Origin of the sequence: Novosphingobium sp. ES2-1 (assembly GCF_015169775.1) — a bacterium.
Lineage (GTDB): Bacteria > Pseudomonadota > Alphaproteobacteria > Sphingomonadales > Sphingomonadaceae > Novosphingobium > Novosphingobium subterraneum.
In genome coordinates this window covers 2,549,691-2,571,479 of the sequence record NZ_CP063445.1, presented here as the reverse complement: position 1 = coordinate 2,571,479, position 21,789 = coordinate 2,549,691, and the positions used below count along the sequence as shown (strand labels likewise).

Here is a 21,789-nt window from a genome sequence, read left to right as displayed (position 1 = left end):
AATGCCTTGCTGATAGCCAAGAGATGCGAGGTGAGCTTCGGGCTCACGCCGCGTCTTCGAGTTCCTCGTCGCCGTAGTAGTCATCGTCCTGCCCCATCGGCACAACATTCTCGCGGACGGCATCCTTGCCCATGGCTCGCTCGATCAAGGACAGTAGCCGGGCACGGCGCTCGTCCATGAAGCCGTGAAAGTCGTCCGCCGCGAGAAGCCCCTCATCGATCTCGTGACTCTTCAGGATGGTGGAAAGGCGATCGGGGGCAATTGAAGGGGTGGTCTCGTTACCCTTGGTCAACCGGCCAAGATAGGCGGAAGGGGCGACACCGCCGAGCATTCGGTTGGTCGCGGAAGCCAGCGGCGTCTTGTTGACGATGCTGTTGTAGATCGAGGGTTCGATCTTTTGGTTCTTGCACCACGCTTCCGGAAAAATGTGGTGAATATCCACGTTCTCGTCGAAAAACACGGTCTGGTCGTAAGGCTGGCCTGATTTGAAGTCTTCGGCTCCGGACTTCATCAGGAGGGCATGGACACCCTTGTACGCGGCAGACAAGCGCGACCGAAGGGTGCGAAGCCGCTTCTCTTCGAAGCTGGACCGCTGCACCGTTTGCGGCTCTGGTCCGCCATTTACCCATGGCGAGAAGTCGCGAATGTCGAGCGCAAAACGGCTCTCGACCGCCGATCCGTAAAGCTCGCCGAAGACGCCGCACCAATACCACTTCGCCAGCTTTTGGCGGACCGCATCGTTCTCCCATGCCGACCCTAGCTCGGCCAAGATGGCGGCGAGGGGGACCAGCTGTGTCTGATAGGGCAGATCGCGCGAGTTGAAGATCCTCAGCGAGTGGAGGAACTTTGCTGCAGCGATATAGCCACTTTCGACCTTGTCAGCCCACTTCCTGTAGGCAGACAAGGGAACTTGCAGAAGGCTGTTGCGCGTAGCGCTGATCGCAGGTGGTTCTACCCCGTTGGCAATCGCTTCGTCTCGGCGTTCCTTGGTGTGGAGTAGGGAGACAGCCTGCAAGAACTCCACCGGCTCGATCTTCGCCAGTACCTTCTGCGCGATCAGCTTTTCGCGGCGTGTTTTCCAATCATCCCGTAGGTGGAATTCCTCCGATGCGTACATCGCCGTCACCAGTTCGAACGCGTCCAGAGGCTTGCCGCCTGTGTTGACCTTCTCGAAGACAAGGCAGACAGCCGCGCGAGAGGTGTCTTTTCCCAGCTTAATGACGGGCACATGGTAGGAAGTGAAGTTGCTGATGACCTCCTCGGCAAACCGATTGATGAGCGCCCACTTCTCCTGACGGCCAGCCGCGTCCTTTGCCATCCACTGCGCTGCGGAAATCTGCCAGCGGTTCTCGTCGAAGATGCGATCGATGGGGAAGTGTAGCGCTTCGAACTCGAACTCTTCGCATGAGAGATCTAGCTTTACGTCACGGCCAAAGTTCTCCCGGATGATTCGATCCTCCGGCACAGCGATAACCGCGTCAGACCGTGCAACGTCGGGGTCGAGCGCTGCCCGAATGTCAAAATAGAAATGGACCTTGATCGGGCGTTTCTTTGCCGTCTGCGTCGAAACAGGCACCGGCGAAAAGGTGGACTGATAGAGTGAGGTCATCCGCTGCTGCCCGTCCAACAGGTACGCCTCTAGCGGCTTGGTTGGGCTGGGGGCGCCTTCGACTGGCCGCACGGCAAAAGCCACGTCGCCGGACGCATCCAGCGTCATAAGCGCTCCAACGGGAAAACCTTCGGAGATCGAGGCCAACAGATCGATAATCCGGTCCTGGTCCCATACCCAACCGCGCTGAAAATCAGGAAGCTGGAGCTTGCCCTCATGGCATTCACGCATGAGGTCTTTCAGTGAAACAGGATTGGTCTGAAACGACGTTGTCAATGGAGGCCCCCTCGACCGCAAGCAATCTCGAAGGACAGTCCAACCATCTCGCGAGATTGACTTTAGCTAGCGTGCGTGACGACTGACGTCGAGAGCCTAGCGACCGTCTAGGGCTGTGAGAATAATGCAAAAATGGGGCTACGCAGTCCTATCTGCTCGCTGAATTGCCGATCTGCTGACACCGAACTCCTTCGCCAGATCACCGAGGGAAGCGCCCTTTGCGCGCTTGTCGCGCACGACCTGCAACTGGGCAGCGGTGAGGCTTGAAGGCCGACCGAGCTTCTTGCCTTGGGAAACAGCGCGCAAAAGGCCAGCCTGCGTTCGCTCGACGAGCAAATCTCGCTCGAATTCAGCAACGGCTGCGATCACGGCCATGGTCATCTTGCCCGCCGGGCTAGTGAGGTCCACTCCGCCAAGCGCCAAGCAATGAACACGGACGTTCATCTCGGCTAGCCGCTCAATCGTTGCGCGGACATCCATGGCATTGCGTCCGAGTCGGTCGAGCTTGGTGACGATCAACACGTCGTCCCATTCGAGCCGATCAATCAGTTTGCTAAAGCCCTTCCGCTCCATCGCTGGCGTGGAGCCTGATACGGTCTCGGTTATGACTCGTCGTGGTTCGAGCTTGAAACCAGCTGCTTGGATTTCCAAAAGTTGGTTGTCAGGGGTTTGGTCGGCTGTGCTGACTCGGCAATAGGCAAATACTCGCGACATGACACACCTGTATCGAAAACGTGTGTCAAAATTTACGCTGTATCGAAAAATGGATCAAGCTATATTTCGATACAGCAGATTAGCCTGTATCGAAAGCGCTCGATTTCGATGCGGCCAGTTCTCCGATTAGCTCCCTCTTCGGGTCTGATGCTGTTTTTTCCACGAAGACTTTGCTGACCCTGAACTCCGTTGCCAGTGAGCCGTCGGTGTGGGTCATTGTGTAAATGGCATCTAACTCGAAGGGCTTATCGTAGATTTGCATGTGGCTGCATCGATCAGCTGGCCCTTCATAATCCAGCCCTCCGTGATCGACCCTGCCGGTCGTTGAAAAGACTACAGGCCAACACCAAGATGTCTCTTTTGGGCGGCCGCGCCATCCAGCGTAGGCATAGTTTTTGTTGGGAGTGCCATCGCGCTTAAGCAGGACGTGGATGGTTAAGGTTTCTCCTTCTTGCGGGTTGGTGCCTACCATTTCAATTCTCGCAAACGGCATCAGGGTCTCCGACATCTTCAGCTTGCTATCGATACGCCCAATCGGCATCTCGATAGCAAGCTAATCTAGCAGAGCCTTGACTTGCAATGACACTTCCTTCGACGCGTGCTGGCCTCTTTAACGCCGCTCCCCGCGCCGGGTGTCTGACTTCAATGCACGGGGAAGCGAAGGCCGGCAAGCGCGGTCGCTCTAACTGGGATCAGCAGGCAGCTTGAAAGCGTAGAACCAATCGGTCGAAGAGTTTGCGCGAACCCGGCAATGATAGCCGCGCCCGCGTGCATCCTTGTCAGCCTTGTTCAGGGCCCGGAAGTCGGGGGTGTTCTTGAGGCTGAGCCAGTCCGGGAACATCCGATTACCGAAGCTAGGCGTCATCAGAAGCAGCGTTTCGCCTTTTACAAGCCGAATGAATGCCCCGATCGACTCCATCTCATCAGCACTCAGGGTGGGCAATGCAGTGCGATCGACGGTCAGGGTTGCGGGGCGAGCTGCGATTGCAAGAATTCGCTCCGGGAGCGACTGTCGAACTGGGACAGTGGTACGGAAATTGGTATAGCAGTACAATGCTGCGCCCAAGCAGTCGAAGTTTGCGGGCAAAATGCCCTTATGACGCGCATACACCCCGGCCGCGAAAACGAGGCCAAAAGCCTCCGCAACGCGTACATCGGACCCATTGTTTTCGTTGATACCTACCTGCTGCTTGAACGTGTCGATAAGACGACGGCACTTACCCAGTAGCTTAGCTTCGTCTTGAGCACGATCACGTACCAGACCCCACAAGAACTTGGGCATGGCGGTGCCGTACTGCGCGGCCATCGCGGTTTCTAATGCAAGGGTGAATTCGCGATAGCTCCCATACCCTTCAGGCAACGGGCCGAATGCCCCGGCATCACCCTCCGGAATGACCACTGACATCAGGCGGTCAGAGGCTGCGTTTGCAGTATCGCGGTGTGCCTGGCCGAGCAATTCATGGAACGGCTCGTTGGCCGAGGTCAGGAAGATGAAGCGATAGCCCTCCTGATTGGGGTTGTCGTACCGCCCCTTGGTAGTCCCGCTGCTCATCTGGAAGCTAAAGTCCCGCATCGCGCGGTGGTCGGCACGACCTCCCGTACCCGATCCGAAAAGATTGGCTTCGTCGATGATGAACGGCATGTCTGCGTGCCAGCGCATCGCCTTTTCCAAGGCAACATGGGTCATATTAAACGTGGTGATGTAGCCCCGGTCCTTTTCCATTGCAGGCCCCACGACAGAAGCCATCAGACGCTGCGTGGTACTCTTGCCCTTGCCGCCAGCACCAGACAGCTCAAACCCAAAGTTGTCTGCGCGCCCGACAAGGTCCAACATCGGAGCGGCGAAACAGGCCATGATAGCAAAGCAGGGAATGTGATGACCCACCAGGGGCGTTGCCACCTGCTGCAGCCAGCCCGAATGGGTTCCTTTCCTTGCGCACTTTACCGGGTTTGGCTCAAAACCCAGCAGGCCCTTGGCAACCTGGGCGGGGGCGAACACCTTGCCGGATGCAGTGGCGAACTGCCCGTGACCCCATCCGGGCCGGGAAAAGATCACACGTGGGGAGAATTCCTCCAGAGCCTCGACCTGCTCGATGAGGCTGTCTTTGGCCACCTTGGCAATGATGATCACGTTGTGCCTTCGGAGCGCGGACAGGATATGCTGACGGCCCGAGACAAATTCCCCATAAGGCAAAAGCGCCGATTTTTCCTTGTACTCGGTGAGAACCCACTGGGTACCGTTGGAATCAATCAGGCCGGTGACGACGGGAAGGTCCTGTTCCGTTTCAGGAGCGGCTTTGCTGTTCGACATGACTACCTCGACTTTCGTTTTTTACGTAATTTTGCACGGGACCCTGCGATAGGGAGCTAGCCGTGGAGAATGTGGGGGGTGTTGGTGCTGGAAAGCGGAGGTGCAGTGTTGCCACACCATTTTCGCCAATCAGGCCTCCAGATGCCTCTACAAGGCCCCGGAGCACCACTTTCCCGCACCTCAATCGATGAGTTCGTTTAGCTGACCGGCTTGGTCTGCTTCAGACCGTCCTTGGTCACCCTCAACCCGATCATCAGCGTGATGTCCTCGAGACGATGCTTGTCTAGCCACATGAGAACCTGTGAGTGACGAGGTTCCTTGATGCGACCCTTGCGCCGTACCCGAAAGCGCGAGCCATCTTTTGAGATGACTGCGCGGGCGGGCCAAAAGCTCTGGAGGAGATAGGTGACGGGGGCCGGAAGGTTCCGGAGCCCTTTACGAGCCCGGCGGACGCGGCGATAGACCGGATTGCGACTTCCATCGGGCAGATGAAGGCGGCTGCGGTAGTTTGGGAGGCTACGCAGACGATCAACAACTTCGATCATGCCGCCGTGGGCGAAACCATGAACATGGAAGCGATAGACGTCCGCTATCGGGTCATGCTCGGAATGCACAAAGGCGATGAGCCAGCCAGAAGCCTGCCCTGCGCCGCGTCCATAAAGAGCGGCGCGAAGTCCGTTGATCATTGCCGCCGGATCAGCTTCCATGAGTCGATCCGCCGGATACTCCCATGTGGCGGGGACAATGGTAAACGTCCGGACCTTGTTGGTCTTGACCTTCCTGATCAGCTGCCAGATGTGCCCACAGACTTTGATGCGATGGGACCGCATGGCCACGCTTGACGCGAGTGAGCCCGTAGGCTCTTCGCTCATGAGCGAGGTTGCTAAGCGCAAGCCTTCAGGGCGATCAATCTTGCCAGGATAATCGCGCACTGCACGACAAAGACCTTCACCGCGGGATAGGTCCTCCATCGTGCTGGCCTTGGCGGTTTCGAAACCGGGGCACCAAAGGTCCACGCGATACTGCATGGGCGGCATACCCAGCCCGCTAATACCACGGCCCGACATTATGCTGTCCTCGCGGCAGCAAAGTTCTTGATGCTGTCCATCGGCACGACCGTCTTGCGGCCGATCTTGCAGCGGCGGAGGGAACCCTCGGCGAGATACCGAAAGAGGAGGGTCCGCTTGATGCCCAGCATCTGGCACGCCGTGCGCGTGTCTACGCAAATAGGTTCAAAATTAAGCATTTTACGTACTCCGTCACACCCAAGCTTGATTGCTCGTCGTGATGAAGCTGTTTTACGGACCCCGGGCGGGACCCTCTCCAGATTGCCCGCCCCAACAACTTAAGGTCAGACGCTTGGCGGCAACAGGAGCAACCGCAGCGCCCGGAAAGCCGTTGATCAGAAATTTAAGTTGCTCAGGTGGACACCTTATGTAGTGCTGTCAAAGCCGTGCCCGGGGGGCAATCTGAAGGGGAGATGATATGGTGAAGCAGGCAGCAGCTGCCGGTTCCTCAGCGAAGCCCGCAAAGCGTCGTTCCCCTCATTCTGGAAGGCAGGCCGGGAAATCCGGCCCAAGCGCCAACGTTGTGAGGCGACGCGCAGGTCTCACGGGCTATGAGGAGGCATGGGATAAATTTGTCGCGAGTGTTGAAGCGGAGCTTGCCAACGCACGCCGGGCGACTGCGGAGTTTGGGAAATCCCCGTACTATGCCCCCGCCAATGTCGTGAAGCGCGCAGTCTATAAGTTTGTCATATCTGCTCGCGCCAAGGTCAAGCTTGGCCCGTTGGAACGGACCATTGATGCAATCCGTGTGGCCCATGCAGGCGGTAAAGTCCTACGCACTTTACGAAAGGATTTCCGCCGAGATGGGTTTTACTGGGTTCTCACCGGGCTCCATCTCGACTGTCCTGCTGCGAACCTCCGGAAATCCGATGTCACTCGCTTCACCCAGCACTTGAAGTACGCCCGCCGGCACCGTGTTCCGCCAGAGTATCTCATCGGCTTCCTGCTTCAAACGGGTAGCCTTGCCGAGGTCTACCGCCGCGCTCAGGATCCAGAACGGCGAGAGCAATGGTACCTTGATCGAGCGGCAACCTCATCTGCGCAGTAGCTTTACCGCGATTTACGCTGCGTCGGGTTTATACGTTCTCTTGGCGCGGCGGTAACCATTCGTGTCAATCGTACTGATGGCTGCTCTGCAGAGCAGCCATCAGTCATATGTATCGACGCGGCGTTGATCTGGCCGTTAATGGGTGACCATTATCCCCTAAGCGCCGATGTTACGTGAATTCCGTAAATCCTACCGACAGCCGACCCCTAGCGTTCACCAGTAGGGTGGTAGCAGCCAAGCGCCCCGGCATTCCCATACTTGTCGGTGGGCCGTCCCCATGTGCCACCGCTGCGGCGGCATTGCTCGGCATACTTCCGGGTCTTTTCCGCTTCAGCTTTCTTGATGCCGTCCACGTCGTAACCCTGCGCTCGAAGGTATTCCTCGGCTTGGGCATTGTACGCGTTTTGCTGCTGGGTCAGCGCGTCGATAGCATTCTTCGGTCCGCTTGATGCTTGCTCGCGCTGCTGCTTCTGAGCCCAAGCTTGTTGGAACGTCTGCCCGTTCACAACCCATGCGCGGTTAAAAGCGTTGTTGGAGTCCCGCTGCTGCTCTTCCGTGGGCCAGTTATGGACGTCGGCATAAACCTCTGACCCGTCGTCGTTGCCCCACACCTTGTAGGGCATGCCGATGATCTTCATCGGAATTCGCTTTCCGTCGAACGTATTGGCGACGTAGGTGACGTCCGCGGAGCAGATGACGCTTTGAAAGGGTATCGACGAGACGACCTTGAAGTTTCCGATGGTCCAACCAGTGGCTGGAAGCCAAGTTGGAGTCTCCTTTGCTGTGAGCCCTGTGTCCCGCACGGAATTAGTTGTTTCAGCCCAGCGGATGATGCTGACTGCCGCAGTCTGTGCACTAATCTTGCCGCAGAAAAGCCCAGGCTCCCAAGCGGCATTCTCTGTTCCTTTGGGGCGGCCCACAACTGCTGCCACCGCAGCGGCCATGGCTGGATCACTTTCCGCCTTTTCTTCGACCATGGACCGATAGGAGCGGTCATCGAGAAAGACTCGCTCCCATATCGCAGCGATCGATGTCCGTTCATCGAATCCAGCCATCGGAAGGGTGAGTGGCTCTAGGGTCCCAGTGGAGGGCGAGTAGCGGAATTCCACGTCTCTCAACTCCACGCGGTGGGCCGGAAGTGTAGAAGTAATGCTCGTAAACGTAACGCGGCAGATGATTTCCGAATTGGTCGCACGTACAACGGACCCTCGGCTTGCCGCACCAAACTTGGTCGCCTGTTCAACGAAGGTTTGGCGGTATCGCTCACCCCAATCGCGGGTCAGTTGTAATGCGGCGTCCGTGACGATGCCGCGATTGCAGAAACTGCTGTCAACACTGCCAGCCTGAGCGGCTACCGGATTGGGGTTGATCAACGCGAGAAGTCCTGCGCCGCTAATCAGCCAAGTGTTGCGCCCCATAAATGCCTCCCTTCGTGATGGAGGCACCGGGCAAAGCCGGGTGTTAGGAACCCTGCGCACGCACAAGGCGTCGCCGCCTTTAGGCGAGCCTTGGACATGCGCGACGACCACCCGGCCGAGTAAACTCGACCAGCGCGTGCAGTGAGAGGTTCCTACGCCTCCCCTGCGGGACTGACCGCAGGTGGTGTTGCTATGCGGCGCGCGCGCCGATTGTTCAAGATGTTGGCGGGCCATGATCACAGGTCCATCGCCGTCATGATGGTGATGACTCTGCAGGTTACTCCTTCGTCGGCGGCATCGGGCGAACCATACTCGAGGTTCAGGTCGTACGCGTCGATCTTCCAGAAGTAGCGCTCGCCATCGATGACGACCTCTCCGAAGTCATGCTCACCCCACGGATCATTGCTGCTGGTGAAAGTGTCGAACTCGCGGACCATTCGCAGCAGGTCGGTCAGCTCCGGAGCACCCATGGCGGCCACTGCACGGGTGAGGACGATCCTTCCGCCGATGCCGGTCTTGCGCAGCCGGTCGTTCAATTCCTGTATTTTTCGCGTGCGCTGCAGGCGCGACGCATCTTCGTGGCGATCCATGCCAACGGTCCTTGTCATGATGATGTTGCGGGGAGCCGGAATTCCAGCACTGGGGGCAGAGCCGCGCGACCGGATTGAGACTTGGTGGCTGATAGCGACCAGCCGCGCGACACGCCTGCTGGCTATTTGGTCTTGGCCGCTGCCCTGATCCCGTCGAGCAGCTTGTCGAGGACGGGCTTGGCAGCAAGTGCCGCCTGCATCGCCTTAGCAAAGGGCTGCACTGTCGGTGTTAGGTCGTTCTGGGCAAAGCCCTGCGCTAGCTTCTCGGCGGGTATATGGATGGGCACGAACAGCGCCAGATTGGCGTCGTCGCGCACGAAGCCCTTTTCAAGGACGGGGCCGATCACCTTTATGTCCTTGATTGCTGCTTGAGCGTGGTCGTGTAGGCCCCTGCGGAACATCAGTTGAATGCAGAGCTGCGATGGCACCGTCTTCGTGACAGCAGCGATCCAGGTGTGTTCGTATTCCTCCTCGTCAGCAGATATCTCGGCCACCTGCAGCCACATATCCCCGGTCCCAACTCCGCGCGTCATCTTCCACTCGGGGCACACAACCTGCGGTATCCAGTCGTTCTCGATGAACTCCCACGGGCTGGCCACGACCTTCTCGATCGCGACGAGCGCCTCGGACATCATGCGCTCACTGAGCGGGCCAGCGGCGTGAAAGAACTGTGTCTCGATCTCACCTATGGCACGGACGACCTTCGCCGCGAGTTCGGGGTCCTGACGGTTGGTGGCCTTGGTGCGCTGTTCGTGGTCCATGTTGCTTGCATCCTTGTGCAGAGGGAGGCCCAGGAAGGGCACTCCCCGGCGTCTCGCCGGTCTTGCAGCAAGGCCTGCATCATCAACGGATCACCCGATCGACACGCAGGCGAATACCTCGGCCAGGATCACCTGACCGTCCCTTCATGGCCCTCGATTTTCGAGAGTGCGCCGGAGTAAGAATTGAACTGCCAAGAGGCTCGGCTTTGGGCTCAACTGCCATTTCCAGTGCACTGCGAATGTACGGAATTCTGCCAAAAATGTCAAAAGTGGCCGGTTTTTCTGGCCGAGCGCGGCTGGGCATGAATTGCGACTTTTACGTAGTTCTTCACCCCCGGCCATGCCGATTCGCGGTCACTCTTGAGTGAGCCGAGTCGATGCAGGAACGACTGGGGCTGGGGAACGGCTGCGGTTCCAATCTATGCAGGTAAACGACAAAGTTAGCCAATGCGGACATCAGCGCCCGGCCGACCTGCGTAGCGGTCTGGCGCGCGAGCTTCGTGCAGGTCAGAGCGGCCCGTCGCGGAGGCCTCCGGCTCTGCCCTCCCTTCCTGCAGGATGAATTCTATCCAGCCATCACCATGCCGCTGAGGTTGCGCTTTTCCTTTGTTTGAGGGCGAGGCCCCGCTACGGTGTTCGGGGAGGCGCCCGACGACATATGGACGAAGCAACGAACAACGCACAGATTGATGCTGTCGGCAACGAGATTGGTGTCGAGCAGGAATTGCCAAGTCAAGAAGCGGAAAAGATCGCCGAGCCGTTCGATCCGGATGACATTGACGTCATAACCCGCCCGATGACCGTGGACCTTCTGTTGTCGCGTACTGAAAACAAAATGATCAACCTTCAGCCCGATTTCCAGCGGCGTTGGGGTGTATGGGATCAGCGCCGACAGAGCCGACTCATCGAATCTTTGTTGCTCCGTATTCCGCTTCCGGTTCTCTACGCGGCAGAGGATGATGACGAGCGGTGGGAGATCGTCGATGGTATTCAAAGGTTGTCAACCATCGCCCGATTCATCAAGCCGGAAGTCATCGGCGAGCGCCCGCTAATCCTTTCGGGCCTTGAATATCTTCACGATTATGAGGGGGCGGATTTCGAAGGTCTGAGCCCCCGGCTCAGGATGCGGCTGCGCGAAGCGGAGCTTATCATTCACCTCATACGAAAGGGGACGCCTCCTGAGGTAAAGTTCAACATTTTCGCGCGCATCAATACCGGTGGGATCGCGCTTTCAGCACAGGAACTCCGGCACGCCATCACTCCGGGTAAAGCGAGAGACGTTCTCGAAACTTGGGCCAGCCTGCCTTCGTTCATCAAGGCGACCGACGGTAGCGTGAAGCCAATACGAATGGATGATCGAGAGCTCGTGCTGCGATTTCTAGCTTTCTTCCTCTTGGGTCTCGAAGCCTACAAGCAGCCCGACATGGATGGCTTCCTGATCCGCGCGATGAAGGCGATCAACGTGGCAAGCGACGACGAACTGAGTACGGCGCAGTCCTACTTCATCAGTGCCCTCAACACGGCGTCGGTGATTTTTGGAAGCGATGCTTTCCGTAAGCGCTTCTTCAAAGAAGCCGGGCGGTTGCCGATCAACAAGGCTGTTTTCGAGGCCCTTTCGGTAAACCTCGCAAGCCTGTCTTCGGTACAAGCTGCAAAGCTTGTGCAAAATAGTGAAGCTGTGCGCGATGCATTTATCAGGCTTTGCAACGATCGGTCCTTCGAAAATGCTATCTCACAGGGCACGGGTGACATTCGCAAGGTCAATCGTCGGTTTTCCATGATACGTGAGATGCTCGATGGGATACTGACTAATGCTTGATTTCATCGGTCTCGAAAATTTCAAGGCGTTCGATGATCTCGAACTCAGCCTCGGTAGCCTGACCCTACTTTCCGGCCTTAATGGCAGCGGTAAGAGCACTGTTCTCCAGGCAATCGGTGTCTTGCGGCAGTCGTTCGACGGCCGGTTCCTCCTCGCAGGCGAACTCGCCCTCAATGGTGAGCTTGTCGAAATCGGCACGGGCCGCGATGCGCTATATCAGGGCTTTTCCAAGCCTGAAATCGCCTGGTCGCTTGGCGAGAGCCGGGATGGGCAAGAAAACGTTTATCGCTGGACAGCGACAGCGGAGAGTGATGCCGACGTCCTAACCTGCACTGCAATGCCGGAGCGCAGCAAATTACCACTGTTGGACTTGTTCGATCGCGGCTTTCAATTCCTCCGCGCCGACCGGATCACGCCGGCTGTGACTTTTCCAAAGTCGCAGGACGCCGTGCGACAGAAGCGCTTCCTCGGAGCGCGGGGCGAATACACGGCGCACTTTCTGCTCGAATTCGGCGAGCAGATCACGGCAGCCGAGATCGTCCGGTCTGCGCACGAAGAAAAGGCCTTCAGTCTCATCGCACAAGTTAATGCGTGGATGCAGGAGTTCAGTCCGGGTGTGCGCGTGGCGGCGCAACCGGTTCCCATGACCGATCTCGTCCGCCTCGTGTTCACGTATAAAGGTGAGGGCGTTGCCCATGGTGATCCCCTGCGTCCAACGAATGTGGGCTTCGGACTAACGCACGCCCTCCCCGTAATCACGGCTTGTATCGCCGCCGAGCCCGGAACGATGCTCGTAGTTGAGAATCCTGAGGCACAGTTGCACCCGCGCGGCCAGGTCTCGATCGGTCGACTGCTGGCACTCACCGCCGCAAATGGGGTGCAGGTGATCGTCGAGAGCCATAGCGATCACGTGCTCAACGGTATCCGGCTCGCAGTAAAAAATAGCCTGTTGGCGCCGCAGCAGATCAAGCTCCATTTCTTCTCGCGCAATTCCGGGCAGGCCAGCAGCTATCAGACGCCTACACTGACGGAGGATGGTCGCCTGTCATATTGGCCAGAAGGCTTCTTCGATCAGTGGGAGAAGAGCCTGGATAAACTGCTCGGCTGATAACGAATGCCGCTTCAACTCTTCTTGAACGGGCTATCCACCCCAAGTGGTGCAGTCCATCGCGAGCAGGCGATCAGATACCTACTGCTTCTGGTGCAAACTGCCCGTGCAGCCAAGGCGATCGACGATCAGGTGATCCTGAACTGTGACGAGCCGCTAAACGGTCTTTCTTTAGGCGGCGGCTTCACAGTGGCAGCACTGCGCAACGCCGGCGAGTTTGTTGAGGAGAGCCAATATCTGAAGGCCCTCAACAACCGTGCGCCTTTCGCAGTGGCGATCGATGCCGCCCCCGGAGTCGAGCCCCACGCCTTCGACTATCGGATGTCGGCAACAGCACCGATCCTGGCGAGCGAACCGGCGGTCGCTCTCGGCCTCGCCCATCGCCTTAAGGGCCTAGGCCTTAGCTTGCCGTCGCACGACCTCTGGAAATCGCGCATGATCCCGCTTGAACTGGCAGAACTCTCCGACGCCGGCGACATCACCGAGGAGGTGGTCGAGGCCCGTAATGCGGCTTCGGCGGACGATGTGGAGTTCCATGAGGACAGTCTACGTGCGGATTTGCGGCCGCCGGTGGCTAGTGGCGCGGACATCTGGCAACACCGGGCAGAGTTATTTCCCTCGCTCGATTTCATCCCTCGTACTCGCCAGCAGATCGAAGGCATATTGCCCGGCGATCCGATGCTGGAGCAGCTTTGGATCAAGTTGTCCGGGATAAACAAAGCGGTCGCCGACTGGGCGGCGAACCTCGTGGGCCACCCAATTTTCCCGTTCAATGTGAGGCCTGAGAGCACCTCCCGCAAGGGCTATGCCAAGTTCAGGGACGCCGATAATGTCGAACGCACGTTTAGCGACCATTGCGACTTGGCGCCGACGGAGGGGCGCATCCACTTTCTCCTCATGACCGAGCCAAAGAAGCACGCATTGGTGGGTCACGTCGGTCGCAAGCTCGGGATCGGGTGACGGATTGCATCCGAGCAATGAATCGGCTGCTCCTGACAGCAAGAAGTATTCGCGGAAGCTCAAATCGATCACCGGGGCTGGTCGTCACTTGCCGCAGAAAGCGGCCCAAGCCGCCATCAACTCTCGTCTCTTTTCCAGCGCGCGTCCGCGCCGGTAGGCGCGCTCGACAGAAGAAGCGACCGTATGGGCGAGCGCCATCTCCACCTCCTCCCGTCCGAACTGGGTCTTTTCACCTGCCCAGTCACGGAAGGTCGATCGGAATCCGTGCACGGTGATGTGCGAGTACTCCATGCGCTTGAGAAGCTGCGATAGTGCCATGTCGGATAGGGAACCGCCGCGCGGCGCTGGGAACACGAAATCCGTTGGCTTCAGGCCCTCTTCGTGCATGGCCTGAAGGATTGCCAAGGCCGCATCGCTGAGTGGAACCTCGTGCTGGACTTGTGCCTTCATCCGTTCTGCAGGAACTGTCCAAAGCTTATCTTCGAGGTTCACTTCGGCCCAAGTCATGCCGCGAGCTTCGCCGGATCGCGCTGCGGTAAGGATCGTGAATTCCAATGCCCGCGCGGCAACAGCCGGGCGCCCCTGCAGCGCCTGCATGAAGGCCGCAACCTGGCTGAAGGGCAAAGCTGGATGGTGCTTGACCGAAGCCTTGCTTCGCTTGGGCAGAAGTAGATCGAGATGCCCCCGACCGCGCGCGGGGTTCTCGCCATCGCGCAGCCCCTTGACCTTGGCCGCGTCCAGAACGCGCTCGATACGGCCACGGAGGCGGGAAGCCGTCTCGGCCTTGCTCAGCCAGATGGGTTGGAGGACGGCGAGTATCTTTTCGGTCGTCACTTGATCGATCGGCACCTCGAACAGAGGCTTGGCGTGCGCCTTCAGAGTGTTGCGCCACTGTTGCCGGTGCTTGGGGTTCTTGAAACCCTCTTCGATGTCGTCGACCAGACCCATGGCGAAGGTGCCGAAGGTGACGGCCGGCTTCTCCTCGACTTTGGTCTTGGTGCGTGTGGTGCGAGGGTCGATGCCGTCGATCAGCATGGCACGGATAGCAGCAGCGCGTTCCCGCGCTTTGGCCAGCGTGACATCCAGCGCCGAACCGAGGCCTAGTTCGATTCGCTTGCCATTCAGGGTGCCGATGTAGAACCACGACCGGCCCGATGTGCGGACCCGGAGATAGAGGCCACCACCGTCAGAGTAGACGTTGGGCTCCGTGAGCGTGGCTACTTGCCTAGCCGAAAGCTTGTTACGCGCGCGCGAGGGCATGATTTCGCTGACTAGCAGCTTATTTCAGGCCGAACCAGCCATAAGATTAGCCATAGTTTTGACTCTGGCTTGAGGCGATCTCCGGCGAACCATTGTGAACGCATAACCCACCGAAAAGCCAAGTAATTCCGAGCCTTCGAAGTGTTCGCAGTGGTTCGGGGAAGACCGCAGAAATGCGTGATCTGGCGGAGACGGAGGGATTCGAACCCTCGGTACCGGATTTACCAGTACGACGGTTTAGCAAACCGTTGGTTTCAGCCACTCACCCACGTCTCCGGATCGCAGCGGCGAGGGCGCGCTATAACGAGGGTTGTGGGGGGCGGCAAGGGGCTCTCGGGCAAAAATCCGGCCAAATCGAAAATCATTCCGCGCAGGCGGTTCGGCGCGTTTTGGACTCGGCTCATCGCCGGTTCATTGTCGTAGGCCCAGCCTTGGATTCTGCTTGAAGGGCAGGGGTGCGCAAATGCGTGCGAAGATCGGGACGGACGGGAATTCATGATTATGATGTCGAAAGCGCGCACCTTGGTAACCGGCCTTGCCGCTTGCCTTGCGCTCACCGCCAACGCCGCTTTGGCGCAGGTCCAGACAGTTGATCCCAATTCCGTGATCGACGGTGACCTTGCACCCCAGTCCAGTGCACCGGCCTCGACGCCAACGCCCGCAGCAGTGCCCGCCGGTGCGGAAGCGGGTTCGCTTCCGGCGCTCCCGGCCGATGCCCCGCCGCCGTCGACGCAGCCCTATCAGCCTCCTGCACCTGCCACGCCGCAGGGCACAGTCGCCGCATCACCTCAGGCAGCAACCGGATCGACCTACAAGGACGATGACCTGATCGGCGCTGCCGAAGGCGTGTTCGGCAAGGGCGCTGCTGGCCTCGCCGACGTGATCAAGGACCTGCTCAAGAAGCAGGGCGAACCCAACGCCTACATCGTCGGCCGCGAAGCCGGTGGTGCGCTGGTTGTCGGCTTGCGCTACGGCTCGGGCACGCTGCATCACAAGGTCGAGGGTGAGCGCCCGGTCTACTGGACCGGCCCGTCGATCGGCTTCGACGCGGGCGCCAATGCTGCCAGCACCTTCGTTCTGGTCTACAATCTGTTCGACAGCGAGGAGCTGTACAAGCGCTTCCCCGCGGGCGAGGGCCAAGCCTACCTCGTTGGCGGTTTCCACGTCAGCTATCTGCGCAAGGGCGACACCGTGCTGATTCCCGTCCGCTCGGGGGCAGGACTGCGCCTTGGCATCAACGGCGGCTACATGAAGTTCTCGCGCAAGCAGAACTGGTTCCCGTTCTGACGGTTTCGCGCAATATCGCTGCAAATTGTCTCCCGCATACCTTATAATTGAAATGTAGGGTTGCCCCGGAGGCCTTCCGGCGGCATGGAGCCGCCGCAATTTGCTCCCCGCAAAGGAAGGCCTCATGCTCGAAAATCTTGCCGCCCAGCCCGCCGACGCACTTCTGGCGCTGATCAAGCTCCACAATGCCGATCCGCGCGCTGACAAGATTGACCTCGGCGTGGGCGTCTACCGCACGGCCGAGGGCGACACGCCAGTGTTCAAGGCGATCAAGGCCGCCGAAGCCAGGTTGCTCGAAACGCAGGATTCCAAGGCCTACCTCGGCCCTGAAGGGGACATGGGCTTTGTCCACGCGCTTATCCCCTACGTCTTCGGCAAGGACTTCGACCGTTCGAAGGTTGAAGGGATGCAGGCTCCGGGCGGCACGGGTGCCGTGCGCCTTGCCATCGAGGTGGCCAAGCGTTCGGGCGTCAAGCGCGTATGGATGGGCACGCCCTCGTGGCCCAACCACGCCCAGATCATCGCGGCTGTGGGTGTCGAGCTGAAGACCTTCAGCCACATGACTGCCGATGGCTTTGCCGATCTCGACGCGCTCAAGGCTGCGCTCGCCCAGGCTGAGCCGGGCGATGCCGTCCTCCTTCACGGCTGCTGCCACAACCCGACCGGCGTCGACTACACCGACGCGCAGTGGGACGAGATCGCCCCGCTGCTGGTCGAGCGCAAGGTTCTGCCGATCCTTGACCTTGCCTACCAGGGCCTGGGCTATGGCATGGAGGCCGACGCCTATGGCCTGCGCAAGGTTCTCTCGGTCGTTCCCGAAGCGCTGGTCGCCTACTCATGCGACAAGAACTTCGGTCTCTACCGCGATCGCGTCGGCGCGTTCTATGCCGTCACGTCTGATGCTACCGCGCTCGCCAATGCCATGGCCAACGGTGCGACGATCGCCCGCGCTTCGTGGTCGATGCCGCCCGATCACGGTGGCGCTGCGGTTCGCCTGATCCTCGCCGACGAAAGCCTGACCGCGATGTGGCTGGCCGAGCTTGACGAGATGCGCGATCGCATGCGCTGGGTGCGTGATCGCCTCGCCGCCGCGCAGCAGGTCGGTCCGATCAGCATGGCGCCGCTGGGCGTGCAGAACGGCCTGTTCTCGATGCTGCCGCTCAACGGCGAACAGATCCTCGCCATCCGCGAGAAGCATGGCGTCTACATGGCAGGTTCGGGCCGCATCAACATTGCCGGCCTGACCACAGGCAATATCGACAAGTTCGTCGAGGCCCTGCGCGACGTCGCCTGAAGCGGCACGCCTGGTTCGACGAGAAAGGGCGGGGCCTCGCGGCTCCGCCCTATTCGTTTGCGCTCAGAAATCCGCAGCCCTTGACTGCCGCCGCGCTTCGGCAAAGCTGTCGGCGCGGAACTTCTCGAAGGCCACCCGCCGGTCATATCCGGGGTCCTTCGGGTAGTCCTGATACTCGGCGATGATCTCGTCGAATATCTCGCGCACTTCTTCCTTGTGGTCGGGGTGCGAGAAGATGTGCAGGCGGTTGGCCTTCATCGCCTCGATCACGCGGGCACCGATCACGTCGGGCTCCATGCCGAATTCGTGCAGGCCCTGCAGCCGCTCCACCGCACTAGGATCGACCGGCTTCATCGCGCCCTTCAGCGCCTCGGGCCGCACGTCGTCGCTGGCATAGATGTAGCTCTTCACCAGGCCCGGACACAGCACCGAGACGCCGATCTGATACTTCAGCAGCGAATAGTGCAGCGATTCCGAAAGCCCGCGCACCGCGAACTTGGTGGTGTTGTAGATGCCGGGGCTGCCCGCCGCGAGAAATGCCGCCATCGAGGCGGTGTTCACCACGTGACCGCCCTTCTGCTCGCCCGCCTTCACGCGCTCCACCATGCGCGGCACAAAGGTCATCACCCCGTTGATCACGCCGTGGAGGTTGACGCCCAGCAGCCAGTCCCAGTCGTCGTAGGAGGACTCCTCGATCGGCTGGAACAGGTTCACCCCGGCATTGTTGCACAGGATCGAAACCGGCCCGAACTTCGCCTCGACCTCGTCCGCCGCAGCCTTGAAGCCATCGCGGCTGGCGACGTCCAGCTGCACGCCCATGACCTCGCGATTGTCGAGTGACGCCAGCGCCTTGTCGATCGAATCCTGCCGGATATCGGCAATGGCGACCTTGCACCCCTCGTTCAGCAGCTGGCGGACGAGCCCGATGCCCACGCCGTTCGCGCCTCCGGTGACGAAGGCGGTGCGTCCTGCGAAGTCCTTCACTTGGCGCGCCCTTCCTTCAGCCTGTTCTGCCGCGCGATCTCCTCGGTGATCGCGGGGTTGCGGAACAGCATGGCGAAAGTCTGCTTGTATTCCGGGTTCTCGGGCAGGTGGGTCTGCACCGCTGCCGTCGTGGCAAGGCCGCGCTCTTCCACGCCGGTCAGGAACTCGGAGTGGGTGAGGATATAGAGCTCGTCATTGAGGATGCCCTCCAGAACGCGTTCGCCCACCTGCTCCTTGGTCTGGTACAGATGCATGAAGTTGCCGCCCGATGCGCGGCGCTTGTCGGCCTCGGCATAGCCGGTGTCGGCCAGATCGGCCGGCCGCGTCTTGGCAGCATCGGCGATGTTCGATTGCACCGCGCCCGGGCAGAAGGCGCTGCAGATCACGCCGCGCGGTTCCAGTTCCGGGCGCATGCACTCCATCATCGAGGTGACCGCCGCCTTGCCCGACGAGTAGATCGTGGTCATCCCCACCGGCACCAGCGCGCTCATCGATGCGGTGCAGACGATGTGCCCGCCTTCGCCATGGGCAAGGATGCGCGGCAGCATCGTGACGATGCCGTTGATCGTGCCGCCCACGTTCACGCCCATGACCCAGTCCCAGTCGGCAAAGGTCGCCAGTTCCGTCGGCCCGACCACGGCAACGCCGGCATTGTTCACTAGGATGTGGATCTTGCCGAATTTCGCCTCGACCGCATCGGCCACGGTCGCGAACTGCTCGCGGTTGGTCACGTCCAGCTTCACCGCCAGCACGCGCTCGCCTCCGGCCAGCTCCTCGACCGCCGAATCGAGGTGATCCTGCCGGATGTCGGCGATGGTCACGTTCATCCCGGCACCCAGCAGCGCCTTGGCGATGCCGAGGCCGATGCCGCTGGCGCCGCCCGTCACGAATGCTGTCTTGCCCGGCAGATTCTGCATCAGATCCTCTCCATTCCTCGTCGTCCGCCGCCAGGTCTCGGTGGCGGGGAATCATTTTTCACCTTGTGTATTCACCAGCGCGAATTTGTATGCAAGACTAACAATATCGCTGCTTCGAAAAGGTCTGGCAAAGGACCGTCCCGAGAGCGAGCACGGCGAGAGAGGAGAGCACATGGCAGGTGTCGCAGTCACGGCAGTTCCCGAAGGCGGCGTTCAGCATGAACGTGCCGAGCATCCGGCAAGCGCAGCCTACTGGGCCCTGTTCGTCATCGTCCTGGCGACGTTCCTGACGTTCTTCGACGCGATCACTTTCGGCATGCTGGCAGAGCGGATCAAGCACGATTTCGGCCTCACTGATTCGCAGCTCGGGTTCCTCGCCGGGCCCGCCAGCATCATCTGCTACCTGTTCGTCGGCATTCCGCTGGCGCGCCTGGCTGACATCTACCCGCGCAAGTACGTGCTTGGCGCAGGTGCCGCGCTTGTCGGAGTGATCATATCGGCAGGCGGTCTTGCTCAAAGCTTCGGCCAGTTCGTCGGCAGCCGGGTATTCCTTGCTGCCGGCGGTTCCGCCCATGCGCCCGCGTCCTACTCACTGCTTGCCGATGCCTTTCCGCCCAGGAAGCTCACCCGCGCCTTTGCGCTGCTGCAGTTCGGCTTCATCGGCGGCACTACCCTCGGTCCGCTCATCGGCGGCATGCTGGTGATGATGACCGCGCCGTGGGGGCCGACTCACCTCGGCCCGCTGACGATCCTCGGCTGGCAGTGGATCCTGATATTCATGGGTATCCCTTCGCTCCTCGTCGGCCTGCTGTTCCTGACGATCAAGGAGCCCCCGCGCATGGCCCCTGCGGCTGACGCGCCGATGGTCCCGGTCAATGCCACGTTCGGGCGCAAGGTGCTGACCTTCATGGGGCTGGATGCCTTTCGCGCGATCAATGCCAAGCCGCGCGTCTATTATCCGCTGTTCGGCGCGCTGGCCCTCAGCGCGGTCGAAACCTTCGGCCTGCAGTTCTGGCGCGTGCCCTTCATGATCCGCACCTTTGGCTGGAACGAAGGGCAGATCGGTGCAGCACTCGGCATCACGGTGCTGATCGCCTCGCTTTCGGGCCTGCTGCTTGGCGGCCTGTTCGTCGAATGGCTGGCCAAGCGCTACAAGGACGCAAACGTCCGCGCCGCCACTTGCTGCGCGGCGGGCGTCACCGTCTGCACCATCACTGCCATCCTGATGCCTACGGCCTGGGGTTCGCTGATCATGTTCGGGCTTTCGGGCATGTTCGGCATCGCCGGCGCCGTGCCGCAGAACGCCGCGGTCCAGCGCGTCGCACCCAACGACATGCGCGGACAAGTGACCGCCTTCTACCTGTTCATGTTCACCTTCTTCGGTGCGATGGGCAGCTACGTCGTGGGCAAGGTGCAGGACGTTCTGATCGGCGATCCCACCCAGTTGTGGAAGGCCCTGCTGATCACCGCCAGCGTGCTCATGCCACTCGCGACTTTCCTGATGTTCAAGGCAATTCGCCCCTATCGCGAGGAAGTGGAGCGCCTGGAGGCAATGGGGCGTTGACAGGCCTCGCACAGCTCGTCAGATTGTTAGTAAGACTTACAAAATATAAGGGAGTTGGACGTGTCCGATAACAGCCAGATTGCCGCGCTCGAAAGCCGCCTGAACGATCTCGAAAAGCGCCTGACGGTGCGCGAGGATGAGCTTGATATCCGCAAGCTGCAGCATCTCTACGGCTACCTGATCGACAAGTGCATGTATAACGAGACGGTCGACCTGTTCACCGACGTTGGCGAAGTGCGCTTCTTCGGCGGCGTGTGGAAAGGCAAGGAAGGCGTTCGCCGCCTCTATGTCGAACGCTTCCAGAAGCGCTTCACCTACGGCAACAACGGCCCGATCGATGGCTTCCTGCTCGATCACCCGCAGTTGCAGGACATCATCAACATCCAGCCCGATGGCGTCACCGCGCTGGGGCGCGCCCGCTCGATGATGCAGGCCGGCCGCCACAAGGACTACGAAGGCGATGCCCCGCACCTCAAGGCGCGCCAGTGGTGGGAAGGCGGCATCTACGAGAACACCTACAAGAAGGTGGACGGCGTGTGGCGGATGCACATCCTCAACTACATGCCGATCTGGCACGCCGATTTCGAAAGCGGCTGGGCCAACACCCCGCACGAATACGTGCCGTTCCCCAAGGTGACCTATCCGGAAGACCCGACCGGCCCGGACGAGCTGATCACCGATCACTGGCTGTGGCCCACGCACAAGCTCAACGCCTTCCACATGAAGCACCCGGTCACGGGTGAGGAAATGGTGGCGCAGCGCTGGCAGGGTGACATCGACCGCGAGAACGCGCGCGGCTAAA

The 21,789-nt window shown here is 60.0% G+C and carries 20 protein-coding genes and 1 tRNA gene; 8 read left to right on the top strand and 13 right to left on the bottom strand.

The window, feature by feature from the left end; all coding sequences use genetic code 11:
* Positions 1–43: 43 nt before the first annotated feature.
* The 6 genes from IM701_RS12590 to IM701_RS21910 all read right to left on the bottom strand — a co-directional run bounded on the left by IM701_RS12590 (position 44) and on the right by IM701_RS21910 (position 6,108).
* On the bottom strand, positions 44–1,885 hold the full coding sequence (locus IM701_RS12590) for a DUF262 domain-containing protein (RefSeq protein WP_230487695.1): 1,842 nt from the start codon (positions 1,883–1,885) through the stop codon (positions 44–46).
* 138 nt (positions 1,886–2,023) lie between these two features.
* A complete protein-coding gene (locus IM701_RS12585) occupies positions 2,024–2,599 on the bottom strand; it encodes a recombinase family protein (protein ID WP_193827123.1) in 576 nt (191 codons plus the stop codon).
* 79 nt (positions 2,600–2,678) lie between these two features.
* The gene (locus IM701_RS12580) at positions 2,679–3,107 is read right to left on the bottom strand and encodes a hypothetical protein (protein WP_193827122.1); all 429 of its coding nucleotides are present in this window, start codon (positions 3,105–3,107) and stop codon (positions 2,679–2,681) included.
* Between the two features lie 174 nt (positions 3,108–3,281).
* Positions 3,282–4,910, bottom strand: coding sequence for a DUF927 domain-containing protein (locus IM701_RS12575; protein WP_193827121.1), 1,629 nt, complete (start codon positions 4,908–4,910; stop codon positions 3,282–3,284).
* A gap of 197 nt (positions 4,911–5,107) precedes the next feature.
* Entirely contained in the window at positions 5,108–5,977 is an 870-nt protein-coding gene (locus IM701_RS12570) for a hypothetical protein (RefSeq protein ID WP_193827120.1), read from the bottom strand.
* The gene (locus tag IM701_RS21910; RefSeq protein ID WP_230487694.1) at positions 5,977–6,108 is read right to left on the bottom strand and encodes a helix-turn-helix domain-containing protein; all 132 of its coding nucleotides are present in this window, start codon (positions 6,106–6,108) and stop codon (positions 5,977–5,979) included. The genes IM701_RS12570 and IM701_RS21910 overlap by 1 nt, the downstream gene beginning before the upstream one ends.
* Before the next feature lie 287 nt (positions 6,109–6,395).
* Between IM701_RS21910 and IM701_RS12565 the strand changes: the two genes are divergently transcribed.
* Positions 6,396–7,025, top strand: a complete 630-nt coding sequence (locus IM701_RS12565; RefSeq protein ID WP_193827119.1) for a hypothetical protein — start codon at positions 6,396–6,398, stop codon at positions 7,023–7,025.
* A gap of 206 nt (positions 7,026–7,231) precedes the next feature.
* On the opposite strand, the gene IM701_RS12560 is transcribed toward IM701_RS12565, so the two are convergent.
* From IM701_RS12560 to IM701_RS12550, 3 genes are all read right to left on the bottom strand, one after another.
* On the bottom strand, positions 7,232–8,443 hold the full coding sequence (locus IM701_RS12560) for a hypothetical protein (RefSeq protein WP_193827118.1): 1,212 nt from the start codon (positions 8,441–8,443) through the stop codon (positions 7,232–7,234).
* A gap of 236 nt (positions 8,444–8,679) precedes the next feature.
* Positions 8,680–9,033 carry a DUF3768 domain-containing protein gene (locus tag IM701_RS12555; protein WP_193827117.1) on the bottom strand — a complete coding sequence of 118 codons (354 nt, stop codon included), beginning with the start codon at positions 9,031–9,033 and terminating at the stop codon, positions 8,680–8,682.
* 122 nt (positions 9,034–9,155) lie between these two features.
* A complete protein-coding gene (locus tag IM701_RS12550) occupies positions 9,156–9,794 on the bottom strand; it encodes a hypothetical protein (RefSeq protein ID WP_193827116.1) in 639 nt (212 codons plus the stop codon).
* 658 nt (positions 9,795–10,452) lie between these two features.
* Here IM701_RS12550 and IM701_RS12545 point away from each other — a divergent pair.
* The 3 genes from IM701_RS12545 to IM701_RS12535 are packed head-to-tail and all read left to right on the top strand — an operon-like array spanning position 10,453 to position 13,681.
* Positions 10,453–11,613, top strand: coding sequence for a DUF262 domain-containing protein (locus IM701_RS12545; RefSeq protein ID WP_193827115.1), 1,161 nt, complete (start codon positions 10,453–10,455; stop codon positions 11,611–11,613).
* A complete protein-coding gene (locus IM701_RS12540; RefSeq protein ID WP_193827114.1) occupies positions 11,606–12,721 on the top strand; it encodes a DUF3696 domain-containing protein in 1,116 nt (371 codons plus the stop codon). Before IM701_RS12545 ends, IM701_RS12540 begins: the two co-directional genes overlap by 8 nt.
* Positions 12,722–12,727: 6 nt before the next feature.
* On the top strand, positions 12,728–13,681 hold the full coding sequence (locus IM701_RS12535) for a hypothetical protein (RefSeq protein WP_193827113.1): 954 nt from the start codon (positions 12,728–12,730) through the stop codon (positions 13,679–13,681).
* Positions 13,682–13,765: 84 nt separating this feature from the next.
* On the opposite strand, the gene IM701_RS12530 is transcribed toward IM701_RS12535, so the two are convergent.
* Positions 13,766–14,941, bottom strand: coding sequence for a site-specific integrase (locus IM701_RS12530; RefSeq protein ID WP_193827112.1), 1,176 nt, complete (start codon positions 14,939–14,941; stop codon positions 13,766–13,768).
* A 183-nt stretch (positions 14,942–15,124) separates the two neighbouring features.
* Positions 15,125–15,217, bottom strand: a tRNA-Ser gene (locus IM701_RS12525).
* A gap of 225 nt (positions 15,218–15,442) precedes the next feature.
* Here IM701_RS12525 and IM701_RS12520 point away from each other — a divergent pair.
* Both IM701_RS12520 and IM701_RS12515 read left to right on the top strand, forming a co-directional pair.
* On the top strand, positions 15,443–16,228 hold the full coding sequence (locus IM701_RS12520) for an EipA family protein (protein ID WP_370584318.1): 786 nt from the start codon (positions 15,443–15,445) through the stop codon (positions 16,226–16,228).
* 124 nt (positions 16,229–16,352) lie between these two features.
* Complete coding sequence (locus IM701_RS12515) at positions 16,353–17,522, top strand: amino acid aminotransferase (protein ID WP_193827110.1); 1,170 nt, start codon at positions 16,353–16,355, stop codon at positions 17,520–17,522.
* Between the two features lie 63 nt (positions 17,523–17,585).
* Here the strand turns inward: IM701_RS12515 and IM701_RS12510 are convergent, their stop codons facing one another.
* Entirely contained in the window at positions 17,586–18,506 is a 921-nt protein-coding gene (locus IM701_RS12510; RefSeq protein WP_193827109.1) for an SDR family NAD(P)-dependent oxidoreductase, read from the bottom strand.
* A complete protein-coding gene (locus tag IM701_RS12505) occupies positions 18,503–19,423 on the bottom strand; it encodes an SDR family NAD(P)-dependent oxidoreductase (protein WP_039331793.1) in 921 nt (306 codons plus the stop codon). Before IM701_RS12505 ends, IM701_RS12510 begins: the two co-directional genes overlap by 4 nt.
* A gap of 172 nt (positions 19,424–19,595) precedes the next feature.
* On the opposite strand from IM701_RS12505, the gene IM701_RS12500 reads away from it, so the two are divergent.
* The gene (locus IM701_RS12500) at positions 19,596–20,987 is read left to right on the top strand and encodes an MFS transporter (RefSeq protein ID WP_193827108.1); all 1,392 of its coding nucleotides are present in this window, start codon (positions 19,596–19,598) and stop codon (positions 20,985–20,987) included.
* A gap of 60 nt (positions 20,988–21,047) precedes the next feature.
* Positions 21,048–21,788 carry a nuclear transport factor 2 family protein gene (locus IM701_RS12495; RefSeq protein ID WP_193827107.1) on the top strand — a complete coding sequence of 247 codons (741 nt, stop codon included), beginning with the start codon at positions 21,048–21,050 and terminating at the stop codon, positions 21,786–21,788.
* Position 21,789: the final 1 nt, after the last annotated feature.

Excerpts from the sequence above, each read along its gene's own strand:
- IM701_RS12540 (WP_193827114.1), top strand. The coding sequence starts at position 11,606 with ATGCTTGATTTCATCGGTCTCGAAAATTTCAAGGCGTTCGATGATCTC.
- IM701_RS12550 (WP_193827116.1), bottom strand. The coding sequence starts at position 9,794 with ATGGACCACGAACAGCGCACCAAGGCCACCAACCGTCAGGACCCCGAA.
- IM701_RS21910 (WP_230487694.1), bottom strand. The coding sequence starts at position 6,108 with ATGCTGGGCATCAAGCGGACCCTCCTCTTTCGGTATCTCGCCGAGGGT.
- IM701_RS12560 (WP_193827118.1), bottom strand. The coding sequence starts at position 8,443 with ATGGGGCGCAACACTTGGCTGATTAGCGGCGCAGGACTTCTCGCGTTG.
- IM701_RS12535 (WP_193827113.1), top strand. The coding sequence starts at position 12,728 with ATGCCGCTTCAACTCTTCTTGAACGGGCTATCCACCCCAAGTGGTGCA.
- IM701_RS12565 (WP_193827119.1), top strand. The coding sequence starts at position 6,396 with ATGGTGAAGCAGGCAGCAGCTGCCGGTTCCTCAGCGAAGCCCGCAAAG.
- IM701_RS12580 (WP_193827122.1), bottom strand. The coding sequence starts at position 3,107 with ATGTCGGAGACCCTGATGCCGTTTGCGAGAATTGAAATGGTAGGCACC.
- IM701_RS12570 (WP_193827120.1), bottom strand. The coding sequence starts at position 5,977 with ATGTCGGGCCGTGGTATTAGCGGGCTGGGTATGCCGCCCATGCAGTAT.
- IM701_RS12545 (WP_193827115.1), top strand. The coding sequence starts at position 10,453 with ATGGACGAAGCAACGAACAACGCACAGATTGATGCTGTCGGCAACGAG.
- IM701_RS12500 (WP_193827108.1), top strand. The coding sequence starts at position 19,596 with ATGGCAGGTGTCGCAGTCACGGCAGTTCCCGAAGGCGGCGTTCAGCAT.
- IM701_RS12575 (WP_193827121.1), bottom strand. The coding sequence starts at position 4,910 with ATGTCGAACAGCAAAGCCGCTCCTGAAACGGAACAGGACCTTCCCGTC.
- IM701_RS12530 (WP_193827112.1), bottom strand. The coding sequence starts at position 14,941 with ATGCCCTCGCGCGCGCGTAACAAGCTTTCGGCTAGGCAAGTAGCCACG.
- IM701_RS12515 (WP_193827110.1), top strand. The coding sequence starts at position 16,353 with ATGCTCGAAAATCTTGCCGCCCAGCCCGCCGACGCACTTCTGGCGCTG.
- IM701_RS12520 (WP_370584318.1), top strand. The coding sequence starts at position 15,443 with ATGATGTCGAAAGCGCGCACCTTGGTAACCGGCCTTGCCGCTTGCCTT.
- IM701_RS12585 (WP_193827123.1), bottom strand. The coding sequence starts at position 2,599 with ATGTCGCGAGTATTTGCCTATTGCCGAGTCAGCACAGCCGACCAAACC.
- IM701_RS12555 (WP_193827117.1), bottom strand. The coding sequence starts at position 9,033 with ATGGATCGCCACGAAGATGCGTCGCGCCTGCAGCGCACGCGAAAAATA.
- IM701_RS12505 (WP_039331793.1), bottom strand. The coding sequence starts at position 19,423 with ATGCAGAATCTGCCGGGCAAGACAGCATTCGTGACGGGCGGCGCCAGC.